Annotated in this window: 14 protein-coding genes; 10 read left to right on the top strand and 4 right to left on the bottom strand. The window is 67.8% G+C overall.

What is annotated here, in order from left to right:
- Positions 1 to 15: 15 nt before the first annotated feature.
- The 9 genes from BLT16_RS15405 to BLT16_RS15365 all read left to right on the top strand — a co-directional run bounded on the left by BLT16_RS15405 (position 16) and on the right by BLT16_RS15365 (position 8,049).
- Entirely contained in the window at positions 16 to 1,860 is a 1,845-nt protein-coding gene (locus BLT16_RS15405; protein WP_089659405.1) for a bifunctional sugar phosphate isomerase/epimerase/4-hydroxyphenylpyruvate dioxygenase family protein, read from the top strand.
- Between the two features lie 22 nt (positions 1,861 to 1,882).
- Entirely contained in the window at positions 1,883 to 2,746 is an 864-nt protein-coding gene (locus BLT16_RS15400; protein WP_089659404.1) for a shikimate dehydrogenase family protein, read from the top strand.
- Positions 2,746 to 3,192 carry a type II 3-dehydroquinate dehydratase gene (gene aroQ, locus BLT16_RS15395; protein ID WP_089659403.1) on the top strand — a complete coding sequence of 149 codons (447 nt, stop codon included), beginning with the start codon at positions 2,746 to 2,748 and terminating at the stop codon, positions 3,190 to 3,192. The genes BLT16_RS15400 and aroQ overlap by 1 nt, the downstream gene beginning before the upstream one ends.
- Before the next feature lie 181 nt (positions 3,193 to 3,373).
- Entirely contained in the window at positions 3,374 to 3,547 is a 174-nt protein-coding gene (napE, locus tag BLT16_RS15390; protein ID WP_076749390.1) for a periplasmic nitrate reductase, NapE protein, read from the top strand.
- A 12-nt stretch (positions 3,548 to 3,559) separates the two neighbouring features.
- Positions 3,560 to 4,078: a ferredoxin-type protein NapF gene (gene napF, locus BLT16_RS15385; protein ID WP_089659402.1), complete on the top strand. Its 519-nt coding sequence runs from the start codon at positions 3,560 to 3,562 to the stop codon at positions 4,076 to 4,078.
- Positions 4,075 to 4,356: a chaperone NapD gene (locus BLT16_RS15380; protein ID WP_089659401.1), complete on the top strand. Its 282-nt coding sequence runs from the start codon at positions 4,075 to 4,077 to the stop codon at positions 4,354 to 4,356. The genes napF and BLT16_RS15380 overlap by 4 nt, the downstream gene beginning before the upstream one ends.
- On the top strand, positions 4,353 to 6,857 hold the full coding sequence (napA, locus tag BLT16_RS15375) for a nitrate reductase catalytic subunit NapA (RefSeq protein ID WP_089659400.1): 2,505 nt from the start codon (positions 4,353 to 4,355) through the stop codon (positions 6,855 to 6,857). The genes BLT16_RS15380 and napA overlap by 4 nt, the downstream gene beginning before the upstream one ends.
- Positions 6,858 to 6,880: 23 nt before the next feature.
- On the top strand, positions 6,881 to 7,369 hold the full coding sequence (locus BLT16_RS15370) for a nitrate reductase cytochrome c-type subunit (protein WP_089659399.1): 489 nt from the start codon (positions 6,881 to 6,883) through the stop codon (positions 7,367 to 7,369).
- Positions 7,366 to 8,049 carry a NapC/NirT family cytochrome c gene (locus BLT16_RS15365; protein ID WP_089659398.1) on the top strand — a complete coding sequence of 228 codons (684 nt, stop codon included), beginning with the start codon at positions 7,366 to 7,368 and terminating at the stop codon, positions 8,047 to 8,049. Before BLT16_RS15370 ends, BLT16_RS15365 begins: the two co-directional genes overlap by 4 nt.
- Positions 8,050 to 8,056: 7 nt before the next feature.
- On the opposite strand, the gene BLT16_RS15360 is transcribed toward BLT16_RS15365, so the two are convergent.
- From BLT16_RS15360 to BLT16_RS15345, 4 genes are all read right to left on the bottom strand, one after another.
- Entirely contained in the window at positions 8,057 to 8,947 is an 891-nt protein-coding gene (locus tag BLT16_RS15360) for a DMT family transporter (RefSeq protein ID WP_089659397.1), read from the bottom strand.
- Positions 8,948 to 9,140: 193 nt separating this feature from the next.
- Complete coding sequence (locus BLT16_RS15355) at positions 9,141 to 10,091, bottom strand: AEC family transporter (RefSeq protein WP_089659396.1); 951 nt, start codon at positions 10,089 to 10,091, stop codon at positions 9,141 to 9,143.
- 22 nt (positions 10,092 to 10,113) lie between these two features.
- The gene (locus BLT16_RS15350; protein ID WP_089659395.1) at positions 10,114 to 10,893 is read right to left on the bottom strand and encodes an IclR family transcriptional regulator; all 780 of its coding nucleotides are present in this window, start codon (positions 10,891 to 10,893) and stop codon (positions 10,114 to 10,116) included.
- 34 nt (positions 10,894 to 10,927) lie between these two features.
- A complete protein-coding gene (locus BLT16_RS15345; RefSeq protein WP_176817252.1) occupies positions 10,928 to 11,719 on the bottom strand; it encodes an IclR family transcriptional regulator domain-containing protein in 792 nt (263 codons plus the stop codon).
- A 121-nt stretch (positions 11,720 to 11,840) separates the two neighbouring features.
- Between BLT16_RS15345 and BLT16_RS15340 the strand changes: the two genes are divergently transcribed.
- Entirely contained in the window at positions 11,841 to 13,169 is a 1,329-nt protein-coding gene (locus BLT16_RS15340; protein ID WP_089659394.1) for a class-II fumarase/aspartase family protein, read from the top strand.
- Positions 13,170 to 13,200: the final 31 nt, after the last annotated feature.

Here is a 13,200-nt window from a genome sequence, read left to right as displayed (position 1 = left end):
GGCCCGGAGGACAGCATGCGCGCCATTGCCACCGTCTGCCTTAGCGGCGACCTGAGAACCAAGCTGGAAGCGATCGCCCGCGCCGGCTTCGAAGGCGTGGAGATCTTCGAGAACGACCTGCTCTCCTTCGACGGCTCTCCCACCGAGCTTCGCGAGCTGTGTGTCTCGCTGGGGCTGGCGATCATTGCCTTCCAGCCGTTTCGCGACTTCGAAGCCATGCCCGAGCCGCAGCGCAGCCGCAACATGCAGCGAGCCGAGCGCAAGTTCGACCTGATGGAAGAACTCGGCACCGACTTCCTACTGGTCTGCAGCAACGTCTCGCCGCAGAGCCAGGACGACCTCGGCCAGGCCGCGGCCGACCTGCGCGAGCTGGCCGAGCGTGCCGCCAAGCGCGGCATCCGCATCGGTTTCGAGGCACTCGCCTGGGGGCGCCACATTTCCGACTACCGCGACGCCTGGGAGGTGGTACGCCGCGCCGATCATCCGGCGCTGGGTATCGTGCTCGACAGCTTTCATATTCTCTCCCGTGGCCACGATCTCGCGGCCATCGCGCGTATTCCCAGCGACAAGATCTTCTTCGTGCAGGTCGCCGATGCGCCCCAGCTGGACATGGACGTGCTGCAGTGGAGCCGTCACTTCCGCTGCTTCCCCGGCCAGGGCCGCCTGCCGCTGCGCGACTTCATGGCCGTGCTGGCCAAGACCGGCTACGCCGGCCCGCTATCGCTGGAGATCTTCAACGACGCCTTCCGCGCCGGACCCACCGAGGCCACCGCCCGCGACGGCTTGCGCTCGCTAATCCTGCTCGAGAACCTGGTCGAGGAGGGCCCCTGGGCCAGCCGCATCCCGCCGGCGCCGCAGTATAACGGCATTCATTTCATCGAGTTCACCCTCGACGAGGAGAGCGCCGCGCCGCTCGGCGAGTTTATCGATGCGCTGGGCTTTCGCCACGTGGGACGCCACCGCTCGAAGAACGTCGAACTGTGGAAGCAGGGCGACTTGCATCTGGTGCTCAACTTCGAGACCGACAGTTTTGCCCACACCTTTCGCCTGCTGCACGGCACCGCGGTGTGTGCGGTGGGCTTCCGGGTCGACGACGTGGAAAAGGCGCTGGCGCGGGCCAAGGCCTTTCAGGCCCAGACCTTCCGTAGTCAGGTCGGCGAAGGCGAGATGGAGATTCCCGCACTGCGTGGCATCGAGGGTAGCCTGGTGTATCTGGTCGACGACGAGGCCGCCAGCGACCTGCAGTGGCGCACCGACTTCGAGCTGTTCGACCAGGACAGCCGTGACGAGGTAGGCCTGACCCGGGTCGACCACCTCTCCTATGTGCTACCGGCGACCCAACTGCTCGGCTGGCAGCTGTTCTACCGCACCGTATTCGGCTTCGACGCCGAGACCGAGCACGAGATCGTCGACCCCCATGGGTTGATGCTCAGCCAGGCGGTGACCAGCCCCGAGGGCTCGATCCGCCTGCCGCTGACCGTCTCCCAGGCCAGCGAGACGTTGCCGGGACGCTTCCTGAGTCAGTTCCAGGGTGGCGTGCAGCAGATCGCCTTTGCCAGTCGCGACATCTTCGCCAGCGTCGATGCGCTCAAGGCGCGCGGCCTGCCGCTATTGCGCATCCCGCAGAACTACTACGACGACCTCGAGGCGCGCTATGGCCTCGATGCGGCGCTGCTCGAGGCCATGCAGTCGCGCAATATCCTCTACGACCGCAGCGACGAGGGCGAATTCTTCCACGCCTATACCGAGACCTTCTCGGGACGCTTCTTCTTCGAGATCGTCGAGCGCCGCGGCGGTTATCACCAGTTCGGTGCCGCCAATGCCGGCATCCGGCTCGCCGCCCAATCCGCCCAGCGCTAGCGCTGCCACCAGGAGATCAGCTATGAAACTGGGTTTGATCGGCAAGGCCATCATGAACTCCAGCTCGCCCGACCTGCACGTACGGCTCGGCCAGTTGACCGGGATTCCGGCCAGCTACGACCTGTTCGATGCCAACGAGCAGCCCATCGATTCCCTGGCCAGCCAGGTCGACGAGGTGCGTGCCGCTGGCTACCGCGGGGTCAACGTGACCTTTCCCTGGAAAGAGGAGGCGGTGCGCCTGGCCACTCGGCCGACTGAGGGTGCGCGTATGGTCGGCGCGGCCAATACGCTGGTCTTCGAGGCCGGCGAGATCGTCGCCGAAAATACCGACTTCACCGGTTTCATCAGCGGCTACCGCGCTACCCTCGGCGAGCGGGCCCCCGGGCGGGTGCTGCTGCTGGGCACCGGCGGGGTGGGCAAGGCGGCGGCCTTCGCGCTGGGCAAGCTCGGCGCCAGCGAGGTGATCCTGATGGACCTCGATGCGGCCAAGTCGCGCCAGCTCGCTGACGAACTCGCTGCCCAGGGCTTCACCGCCTCGACCATCGGCCGTGACGAGCTCGCCGCCACCGTGCCGCGCTGCGATGGGCTGGTTAACTGCACGCCCATCGGCCATGAGAAGAGCCCCGGCTGCCCGCTGCCCAAGGAACTGGTGGCGGCGCACCACTGGATCTTCGATGCCGTCTATGTGCCGGCGGTGACCGAGTTCGTGGCCGCGGCCCAGGCCGCCGGTGCCAGCGTGATGAGCGGCGTCAGCCTATTCGTGTTCCAGGGCGTCGACGCCTTCAAGCTGTTCTGCGAGGATGACGCCAAGCGCGGCGCCGCCGAGGAGCAGGCCGCGACCCTTTTCGCCCACTACCGGCGTGAACTGCTCAAGGAGAAGAACTGATGAGCCAAGCCAAGGTGCTGGTGCTGCACGGCCCCAACCTCAACCTGCTGGGCACCCGCGAGCCGGAGATCTACGGCCACGAGACCCTCGACGATATCAATAACCTGCTGTACGAGAAGGCCGCCTTCAACGGCTGGGAGGTCAAGGCGCTGCAGAGCAACCACGAGGGCGCGCTGATCGATGCCATCCACGCCGCCAGGCTCGACGGCACTGCGGCGATCATCATCAACCCCGCCGCATTCACCCACACCTCGGTGGCGATCCTCGATGCCCTCAACGCCTTCGACGGCAAGGTCATCGAGGTGCATCTCTCCAACGTCCACAAGCGCGAGAGCTTCCGCCACCACTCCTACGTCTCGCTGCGCGCCGACGGAGTGATTGCCGGCCTCGGCAGCCAGGGCTACCTGGCCGCGCTGGACGCCCTGATCAAGGCCGCCGACGCCTGAGTTGACCATTGCCATGATGCTCGACTGCGAGCCCGCCCTATGGCGGGCTCGCGGCGTTTCAGGCTGTCTGAAGAAACCTTGATCTCGATCAAATGCCATACCGGCACGCTTGGCTAGGCTGACAAGGGTATGCGGTGGTTTGTCACACCCAGCGAGGCCCATACCCAGCAAGGAGAGTGCCATGAGCGACCCCGACAGCGTTGCGCCGTCGGTGCGTAAGCGGCAGGAACTCAAGCTGTTTCTGTTCATCTGCGTGCTGCTGTTTCCGATCCTCGCCGTAGCGGTGGTGGGCAGCTACGGCTTCGCGGTATGGATCTACCAGATGATTGCCGGCCCGCCCGGCCCCCCGGGTTGAGTCGGTGACGCCATGACCCATAACAACAAGGCTCACCGCCAATCGGATCGCCGCCAGTTCTTCCGTACCTTGAGCGGCCGCCCCTCTGTGCGCCGCCCGCCATGGACCGCTGCTGACCTGACCCAGCGCTGCACCGGCTGCGATGCCTGCATCGAGGCCTGCCCGGAGGGCGTGCTGGTGCGCGGCGCTGGCGGTTTCCCCGAGATTCGCTTCGATACCGACGGCTGCTCGCTGTGCGGCGACTGCGCCGAGGTGTGCGAGGCGGGCGTCTTCGATACCCGCCGCGAGGCATTCCCCTGGCACGCGCAGCTCGAGGCCAACTGCCTGGCGCTGGCGCAGATCCACTGCCAGGCCTGCCAGGACGCCTGCGAGTGGCGCGCCATCCGCTTTCCACCGGCCTTCGGTCGCCCGCCGCAGCCGCAGATCGCCGCCGACGCCTGCCGCGGCTGCGGGGCCTGCCTGGCGGTATGCCCCAATGATGCCATCACCCTGGCCGACAACGGCCCTGGGCAACCCGGAGCGCGCCGATGAGCCAAGAGACGCTGCATATCGCCAGCTTTATCGTCCATGTCCGGCCGTCGCGGCTGGCGGAGGTGGCCGCCTGGCTGAATGCCGCCGGTGGCTGCGAGGTCCGTGGCGAGGACGCCACGGGCAAGCTGGTGGCGGTGGTGGAGAGCTTTCAGGAGAGCCGTGCGCTCGACCTGATCGATGCCGTACAGACACGGCCCGGCGTGCTGGGTGCGGCGCTGGTCTACCACCAACTGCTCGACCCGGCCACTGCCGATGAACCACATGAGGGGGCACAATGAAGCTGACACGCCGCGAATTCGTCAAGGCCAATGCGGCCGCCGTGGCCGCCGCCAGCGCGGGGATCGCGATCCCCGCCGGGGCCACCAACCTGATCACCAATGCCGAGCTGACCCGACTCAACTGGAACAAGGCGCCGTGCCGCTTTTGCGGAGTCGGCTGCAGCGTGATGGTCGCCACCCAGAACGACCGCATCGTCGCCACTCACGGCGATATCCACTCAGAGGTCAACCGCGGCCTCAACTGCGTCAAGGGCTACTTCCTGTCGAAGATCCTCTACGGCGAGGATCGCCTGACCCAGCCGCTGCTGCGCAAGCGCAACGGTGCCTATGCCAAGGACGGCGACTTCGAGCCGGTGTCCTGGGACGAGGCGCTGGACGTGATGGCCGACAAGTTCAAGCAGGCGATCCGCGAGCACGGCCCCGAGAGCGTGGCGATGTTCGGCTCCGGGCAGTGGACGATCTGGGAGGGCTACGCCGCCAGCAAGCTGTTCAAGGCCGGTTTCCGCTCCAACAACATCGACCCCAATGCCCGCCACTGCATGGCTTCGGCGGTGTTCGGCTTCATGCGCAGCTTCGGCTCCGACGAGCCGATGGGCGTCTACGACGACATCGAGCACGCCGATGCCTTCGTGCTGTGGGGCTCGAACATGGCCGAGATGCACCCGGTGCTGTGGACCCGGGTCACCGACCGCCGGCTCTCCTACCCGGACACCCAGGTGGCGGTGCTATCGACCTACGAGCATCGCAGCTTCGACCTGGCCGACATCCCCATGGTGATGACGCCCAACGCCGACATCGTGATCCTCAACTACATTGCCAACCACATCATCCAGAGCGGCAACGTCGATCGCGACTTCGTCGATAGCCACGTCGGCTTCGCCCGGGGGGTGGACGACATCGGCTACGGCCTGCGCGACGAGCATCCGCTGCAGCAGGCCGCGGCCAACGCCGACGACGCCAACGCCTGGTCGGAGATGAACTTCGACGAGTTCGCCGACTACGTCGCCGACTACACCCTCGCGCGCGCCGCGCGGGAGTCCGGCGTGCCGGAGCGTCGCCTGGAGCAGCTTGCCGAGCTCTACGCCGAGCCCGACACCAAGGTCATGACCTTCTGGACCATGGGCGTCAACCAGCACACCCGTGGGGTGTGGGTGAACAACCTGATCTACAACCTGCACCTGCTCACCGGCAAGATCTCCGAGCCCGGCAACAGCCCCTTCTCGCTCACCGGCCAGCCCTCGGCCTGCGGCACCGCCCGCGAGGTGGGCACCTTCGCCCACCGCCTGCCCGCCGACCGCGTGGTCACCAACCCCGAGCACCGCCGCGACGCCGAGGAGATCTGGCGGCTGCCCGAGGGCACCGTTCCCGAGCGGGTCGGCTTCCACGCCGTTGAGCAGAGCCGCAAGCTCAAGGACGGCGAGATCAAGGTCTACTGGACCCAGGTGTGCAACAACATGCATGCCGGGCCCAACACCATGGAGGAGATCCTGCCCGGCTGGCGCAACCCCGAGGCCTTCGTGATCGTCTCGGACATCTATCCCACCGCCTCGGCGCAGTCCGCCGACCTGATCCTGCCGGCCGCCAGTTGGGTCGAGAAGGAGGGCGCCTTCGGCAACTCCGAGCGGCGCACCCAGTTCTTCCACCAGCTGGTCAACGCTCCCGGGGAGGCGCGCTCCGACCTGTGGCAGACCCTGGCGCTGGCCAAGCGCATCCGCGTCGACGAGGTGTGGCCGGAGGCGCTGCTCGAGGCGGCCCCGGAGCTGCGCGACAAGACGCTGTTCGAGCTGCTCTACGCCAACGGCCAGGTCGACCGCTACCCGCTCTCCGACATGGAGGAGGGCTACGCCAACCAGGAGGCCGAGGAGCTGGGCTTCTACGTACAGAAGGGGCTGTTCGAGGAGTACGCCCGCTTCGGCCGCGGCAAGGGCAAGGACCTCGACGACTTCGACGTCTATCACCAGACCCGCGGCAAGCGCTGGCCGGTGGTCGGCGGCCAGGAGACCCTGTGGCGCTACCGCGAGGGCTACGACCCCTACGTCGAGGAGGGCCGCGGCGTGCAGTTCTACGCCAAGCCCGACGACCGCGCGCTGATCTTCGCGGTGCCCGACGAGCCGGCCCCGGAGCGCCCCGACGACGACTTCCCCTACTGGCTGTGCACCGGTCGGGTGCTGGAGCACTGGCACACCGGCTCGATGACCCGCCGGGTCCCCGAGCTGCACCGCGCGGTGCCCGAGGCGCTGCTCTACATGCACCCCGAGGACGCCCGCGCCGAGGGCGTGCGGCGCGGCAGCGAGGTCAAGGTCACCAGCCGCCGCGGCGAGATCCGCCTGCGGGTCGAGACCCGCGGCCGGGTGCGGCCGCCCCAGGGGCTGGTCTATGTGCCGTTCTTCGACGCCAACCGCCTGATCAACAAGCTGGTGCTGGATGCCACCGACCCGATCTCCAAGCAGACCGACTTCAAGAAGTGTGCGGTGCGCCTGGAACTGCTCAACCTGGCCTGAGGCCGCCAGCAAGGAGACATGCGATGAAATGGCTTACCGCTCTATGCCTTTCCACTGCGCTGGCCTGGGCTGGCATCACGCTCGCCGAGGAGCACTACCGGGCCCCGGCGCCGGACGGCCTGCGCCAGGGCGGCACCGTCGCCGACACGCTGCCGGCACCGCCGATGGCCGGCGAGTCCCGCGAGTCGGGGCGCGAGGTGCTCAACTACCCCGAGCAGCCGCCGGTGGTGCCGCACTCGATCCGCGACTATCAGGTCGACCTGCGCCACAACCAGTGCCTGACCTGCCACAGCCGCGAGAACGCGGTGCGCGCCGGAGCGCCGATGGTCAGCGTCACCCACTTCATGGACCGCCACAAGCAGGTGCTGGCGGCGGTCTCCCCCGACCGCTACTTCTGCACCCAGTGCCACGTGCCCCAGACCGACGCTACGCCGCTGGTCGAGAACCGCTTCCAGACCGTCGACCAGGTGCTTGGCGAGATGCTCCGCGAAAGCCAGGGAGGTGAGCCATGAAGCGTTGGCTGGGCCGCTACTGGCGGCTGCTCACTCGCCCCAGCGTACACTTCAGCCTGGGCTTTCTGACCCTGGGCGGCTTCATCGCCGGGATCATCTTCTGGGGCGGCTTCAATACCGCCATGGAGGCCACCAATACCCAGCAGTTCTGTGTCGCCTGCCACGAGATGGAGCGCAACCCGCTGCGTGAAATGCAGGACACCATCCACTACACCAACCGCTCCGGGGTCCGCGCGCAGTGTGCCGACTGCCATGTGCCCCACGGCTGGACCCACAAGATCGCGCGCAAGATGGAGGCCTCCAAGGAGGTGTGGGGCTGGGTATTCGGCACCATCCGCACCGAGGAGCAGTTCGAAGAGAAACGCCTGGAGCTGGCCCAGCGCGAGTGGGCGCGGCTCGAGGCCAACGACTCGCTGGAGTGCCGCAACTGTCATGAGTTCGAACACATGGACTTCACCGCCCAGAGCAGCCGCGCGGCCCGCGCCCACTCCACCTCCCTGGCCAGCGGCGAGGCGACCTGCATCGACTGTCACAAGGGCATCGCCCACGACCTGCCCGCCGGGCATCATGGCGGCTACGAGGCGGCCGCCCTGGAGGTGGGCATTCCCGATGTCGTCTCCTGGGTGACGCACCTGGGCCGCGCCGAGGCGGCCAAGCCCAGTCAACTGACAGCGCCTTAGGCTTCGCTCAAGTCCGCCGCGTAGCGAGAAATATCCCGGCGCCGATGATCAGCACGGCGCCGAGGTAGACCTGCAGCAGCGGCACGTCGCCGAATACCAGGTAGCCGAACAGCGAGGCCCATACGATCTGGGTGTAGAGGAACGGCGAGACCAGCGAGGCCGGCGCGCAGCGCATGGCCAGGATCAGCGCCAGCTGGCTGACTGCGCCTAGCAGCCCGACCATCAGGAACAGCGGCAGGTCGCCCAGCGCGATGGGCGTCCAGAACAGCGGCACCACGGCGCTGCTGACCAGGGCGCCGGCCAGGCCGGCGTAGAACAGCGAGGTCAGCGGGTGGTCGTGGCGGCCGAAGCGCCGTGTGGTCAGCTGGTAGAGCGCGAAGCACAGCGTCATGCCGAACGGCAGCAGCGCCGCCGGCTGGGCGCGCCAGTCGACCGGCCCCACGGCGATGATCACACCGATGAAACCCACCACCACCGCCGCACCCCGAGCGAGCGTCACGCGCTCCTTGAGCAGCGGAATCGCCAGCAGGGTGACCAGCAGCGGCGCACTGAAATTGACCACGTAGACCTGCAGCAGCGGCAGGTCGCGCAGCGCCAGGTAGGCGAAGGTGCTGGCGCCGAACAGCAGCAGGCCGCGCAGCACCTGCCCGAGTAGCGACTCGGTGTGCATCAGCTTGCGGCAGCGCGGCCACCCTAGCCAGGCCAGATAGCCGCCCAGCACCAGCATATGGCCGGCGTAGCGCGCCCACACCACCTGGATAGGCGAGTAGTCCTGGCCGAGCAGCTTGACGCCGGTGTCGAGCAGCACGAACAGCAGCCCAGCGGCGAGCATGAAACCGATGCCGCGCAGGGGGCGGTCGCCGGGCAGGGCAGCGGTGAGCGTGGGGGGCGTCGCCATGGGGCTCCTGAGTCGAGGTGGCTATTTAGATTAGCAGGCTATCTTTAGCGGCGCTAATCGTAGCCTGAGCGCGCTAGCGTCAAGTGACAGCCAATCGAGTTTTTAGAACGAGGTTCTATTACGTTATGGCAGTTGTGCAATGTTTGCAAGGCGCACAAAGGTTCGCATTGCGGTGATGGAGTGGTCGGGAGGGTCAGCCCGGCAGCAGGCCCGCCAGGCTAAGCAGCCAGATCGCCAGGCTGAGGGTAATGAAGGAGGCCAGGGTGGTGACCATCATCGCCGCGGCGGTGATGTCGCCGACCCCGAAGCGCTGGCCGAATAGCGGGTAGACGCTGATCATCGGCGCGCAGGCGAACAGCAGGGCGCCGGCCATCAGCATGGGGTCCATAGGCGGCAGCAGCAGGATCATCGCCAGCACCGCCAGCGGGTGCAGGATCAGCTTGCCGAGCACGATCTGGCCGATGTCGCGGCCCATGCCCTTGGGCTTGAGGCCGAAGAGGGCGCCGCCGATCACGAACAGCGCCGCCGGCGCCGCTGCGGTGGCCAGCATGTCGACCACACGATACAGCGGGCCAGGCAGCGACAGCCCGCTGGCCGAGAGCGTCACGCCCAGCGCCAGGCCGAGCAGGATCGGGTTGCGTGCCAGGCGCTGAGCGGTCTGGCGCAGCGCGGCGCCGACGCTGGCGCCGCGCTGGCTGCCCAGTTCGGCGAGGATCAGCGCGGCGGGAATCACCAGCAGGTTCTCGATCAGCATATTCAGCGCCAGGAACACCGCCGCCGGAGAGCCGAGCACCATCAGCGCCACCGGGAAGCCGATAAAGCCGCTATTGGAGGCGGTCATGCCCAGCGCATGCAGGGCGCTGGTGGTCAGCGGCTGGCGCTGCCAGCGCCACGTCAGCAGCAGCGCGAAGGCGAACACCAGCGTCGAGCCCAGGCCATAAGCGAGCAGATAGCCGAGGTGCACGACCTCCTCCAGCGGGTGCTCGGTCAGCGCGCGGATCACCAGCGCCGGCAGTGCGAAGTAGAGCACGAAGGTGCTCACCCCCTGCATCTGCTCGCGACTGGTGACGCGCAGGCGCATGGCCAGATAGCCGAGGCCGATCAGCAGGAAGATCGGTGTGGTGATACCCAGGATGGCGAGCACTCGGCCTCCTTGCCGGTGAGCGTTAAGAGAAGACGTTGGATGCCAGGCTGGTCTGCGACAGCTCCTCGGCGGCGGCGAGCAGCTTGGGCGCCAGGGCGTGCATCTGTGCCTCGGTGAGGCGCACGCTGGGGCCGGCGATGCTCAGCACGCCGATCACATGGGCGTCGCGGGGGTGGCGGACCACCGCCGCCAGCGCCGAGGTGCCGGCGCCGGCGTTGTCGACCTGCCAGCTGTAGCCGCTGGCGCGGGCGCGCTCGAGCCGCTCGAGCAGTTCGGCGTGGCTGCGGGGCGCATTGGGGCCGTAGTCGTCGCGGTTGCCGATGCCCTGGGCCTCGACCAGGGCGATGGCCTCGTCATCGGTGAGGCTGGCCAGCCAGGCATGGCCCGAGGCGGTGTAGTAGAGCGGCGCCTCGCGTCCCATGTCGGGGTCGTAGCGCAGCCCGCTGCGTGCGCCCTGGGCCTTGGCGATCCAGATCTGGCGCTGGCCCTCGATCACCCCCAGGCGCACCATCTCGCCGGACTCGGCGGCGAGGTGGTCGAGAATCGGCTGCACGATATCGCTGGTGCCGCTGATCGCCATGTAGTGAAAGCCCATCGCCATTAGCCGGGTCGACAGCAGGTAGTACTGGCTGGCCGGGTCCTGGCGGACGTAGCCGAGGCGAATCAGTTCGGCGCAGATGCGGTGGACGGCGCTCTTGGGGATATCGAGCTGTTCGGCGATGCTCTGCAGCGGCAGGCCGCGGGCATCGCGGGACAGCGTTTCCAGTACTCCCAGGGTGCGCTCGATCAGGCTGCGGGCCATGCTCTGGATCCTTCGATGACGACGGGTGAGTGGCTCAACTGACGTGGCTGCGAATCAGCTGCGCCTTCTGCTGCAGCAGCGGCAGGAAGCGTTCGGTCAGCGTGGCGAGGTCGATGCGTGCGGCGTTGGTACTGATGTTGATAGCGCCCAAGAGGCGGCCGTTGCCATCGAAGGCCGGCACCGCCAGCGAGCGCAGGCCGGAGTCCAGCTCCTGGTCGGAGACCGCATAGCCCTGCTGGCGTACCTTGAGCACGCAGGCGCGCAGCTCGTCCTTGTCGGTGACGGTCTTGTCGGTATAGCGCTCCAGCACCACCCGCTCGAGGTAGGCGTCGAGCTCGGCGTCCGGCAGCTGCGCCAGCAGCACCCGGCCCATGGAGGTATGCGCGGCGGGCAGGCGGGTGCCCACCGAGAGGGTGATCGCCATCAGCCGGTGCTTGGCCGCCGAGCGCGCCACGTAGATCACGTCCTCGCCGTCTAGCACGCCCAGCGAGGAGGACTCGCCGATCTCGGCGGTGATATCCTCGAGATACTGCTGGATCACGCTGCGGTAGTTGTTGGCCGACAGGAACGAGTAGCCGAGCTGCAGCACCTTGGGCGCCAGCTCGAAGTAGCGCTGCTGCTTGCGCACATAGCCCAAGGCGTGCAGCGTTAGCAGGAAGCGCCGCGCGCGGGCGCGGTTCATGCCGGTACGCGTGGCCACCTCGCTGAGCGTCATGCGCGGGTTGGCGCCGTCGAAGGCGAGAATGACCTCCAGGCCGCTGGCCAGCGCGGTGACGAAGTCGCGGTCGTCGGGCTGTAGCGTATCCTCTTGAATGGGTGCGTTCATGCCGTCGTTATCCTTGTCGATGTTGCTGATAGGCCATGCTTCAATCTAGCATATTGTTCGAAGTGCGAACAGTTGTTCGAATGATGCGTTAGTATCGCCGCCTTTACCAACGGAGACCGCCATGCCCGCTGCCCTGATCCAGCACCCCTTCATGAGCGCCGAGGGCCTGAGCGCCTGCCATGGCCAGGCCCTGGTCGAGGCTATGCTGGCCTTCGAGCTCGCCCTGGCCGAGGTTCAGGAGGCCGAGGGCGCATTGCCCGCCGGCACCAGCCAGCGGCTGCGCGAGTGCCTCGCGGCGCATGCCTTCGATCTCGACGCCCTGGCTGCCGGTGTGGCCAGCGGCGGCAACGTCGCCATTCCCTTCGTCAAGCAGGCCCGCGCGGCGCTGCCCGCTGACCTCAAGCGCTACTTTCACCAGGGGGCGACCAGCCAGGACGTGGTCGACAGCGCGCTGATGCTGCTGCTCAAGCCGCGCCTGGCGTGCCTCGATGCGCTACTGCTGCGCTGCCGGGCGGCGGGCATCGCACTGATGCAGGCGCACGACCAGAGCGTGATGGTGGGGCGCACCCTGATGCAGCAGGCGCTGCCGACCACCTTCGGGGTGCGGGTGGCGCAGTGGACGCTGGGCCTCGAGCAGGCGCGGCGTCGCCTGGCCGGGATTGCGCTGCCGGTGCAGTTCGGCGGCGCGGTGGGCGTACACTCCGGCTGGGACGAGCTGGGCCTGGCGTTCATGGACGGCATCGCCGAGCGCCTCGGCCTGGCCGCGCCGGTGCTGCCCTGGCACACCGACCGCCAGCCGATCCACGCCCTGGGCACGGCGCTGGATGCCGCCGCCGGAGCGGCGGAGAAGCTGGCCCTGGATGTCTCGCTGCTGACCCAGACCGAGCTCGGCGAGGTCGCCGAACCCGCCGGCGAGGGCATGGGTGAGTCGTCGTCGATGCCGCACAAGCGCAACCCGGTGCGCTGCGCGTTGATCCGCGGTGCGGCGCGCCAGGTCCACGGCCACACCACGGTGCTGCTCAACGCCGCTGCCCAGCCGCTGGAGCGCGGCCTCGGCGAGTGGCACGCCGAGTGGACGCCGTTGATCGACGGTGCCCTGCTGCTGGAGGGCGCCCTGGAGCAGGCGGCGGTACTGCTGGAAGGCCTGGAGGTGAACGCCGAGGCGATGCGCCGCAACCTGGCGGTAACCGGCGGCGCGATCATGGCCGAGCCGGTCTCGCGGCTGCTGGCGCCAGTCGTTGGCCAGGACGCCGCCAAGCGCATTGCTGCCGAGGCCGCCGAGACGGCTCGCCGCGAGGGGCGCGGCTATGCCGAGGTCTTGGCCGAACACGATGAGATCCAGGGGCAGGTCGCGGCGGAGGAATTGGCCCGCGCCTGCGACCCGGGATTATACATTGGTAGTAGTCGGCAGCAGGTCAAGCGCGCCGTACGCTGGCTTGAACAAGACTAATTCATTGTAACGCAAGTGCTTTTCGGTATTC

The organism is Franzmannia pantelleriensis (genome assembly GCF_900102875.1).
Lineage (GTDB): Bacteria > Pseudomonadota > Gammaproteobacteria > Pseudomonadales > Halomonadaceae > Franzmannia > Franzmannia pantelleriensis.
Note: the sequence above shows the minus strand (reverse complement) of the source record. Positions and strands in the feature narration are given on the sequence as shown.